This is a genomic window from Neisseria sp. P0009.S007 (assembly GCF_051962515.1).
In genome coordinates this window covers 1-1,180 of sequence record NZ_JBQCVF010000425.1, presented here as the reverse complement: position 1 = coordinate 1,180, position 1,180 = coordinate 1, and the positions used below count along the sequence as shown (strand labels likewise).

General features: G+C 55.2%; 1 protein-coding gene. It reads left to right on the top strand.

The annotated features are described in order from the left end of the window. On the top strand, positions 1 to 1,180 hold a 1,180-nt coding region (locus ACTHS3_RS13795), incomplete at both ends, for a TonB-dependent receptor (RefSeq protein WP_440368229.1).

Below are 1,180 nucleotides of genomic sequence, written 5' to 3'. Positions count from 1 at the left end.
GGACTGCCTTACCGCATGGGTTTTGCCCACCCGAACGATTTTGTCAAAGACAAGCTGCAAGTTTGGCGTTCCGACCTTGAATACGCCTTCAACGACAAATGGCGCGCCCAATGGCAGCTTGCCCACCGCACGGCGGCGCAGGATTTCGACCATTTTTATGCAGGCAGCGAAAACGGCAGCCGAATCAAACGCAACTACGCCTGGCAGCAGACCGACAACAAAACCCTGTCGTCCAATTTCACGCTAAACGGCGACTACACCATCGGCCGTTTTGAAAACCACCTGACCGTAGGCATGGATTACAGCCGCGAACACCGCAACCCGACCTTGGGTTTCAGCCGCACCTTTTCCGCCTCCATCAACCCCTACGATCGCGCGAGCTGGCCGGCTTCGGGTAGATTGCAGCCCGTTCTCACTCAAAACCGACACAAGGCCGATTCCTACGGCATCTTCGTGCAAAACATCTTCTCTGCCACGCCCGATTTGAAATTCGTCCTCGGCGGCCGTTACGACAAATACACCTTTAATTCCGAAAACAAACTCACCGACAGCAGCCGCCAGTACAGCGGCCACTCGTTCAGCCCCAACATCGGCGCAGTGTGGAACATCAACCCAGTCCACACTCTTTACGCCTCGTATAACAAAGGCTTCGCGCCTTATGGCGGACGCGGCGGCTATTTGAGTATCGACACGTCGTCTGCCGCCGTGTTCAACGCCGACCCCGAGTACACCCGCCAATACGAAACTGGCGTTAAAAGCAGTTGGCTGGACGACCGCCTCAGCACTACATTGTCCGCCTACCAAATCGAACGCTTCAATATCCGCTACCGCCCCGACGCGCAAAATGATCCCTACACTTGGGCAGTCGGCGGGAAACACCGTTCGCGTGGCGTGGAATTGTCCGCCATCGGGCAAATCATCCCCAAAAAACTCTATCTGCGCGGTTCGTTGGGCGTGATGCAGGCGAAAGTCGTTGAAGACAAAGAAAATCCTGACCGAGTGGGCATCCATTTGAATAACACCAGCAACGTTACCGGCAACCTGTTTTTCCGTTATACCCCGACCGAAAACCTCTACGGCGAAATCGGCATAACCGGTACAGGCAAACGCTACGGCTACGACTCAAGAAATAAAGAAGTGACTACGCTTCCAGGCTTTGCCCGAGTTGACGCCAGGCTTG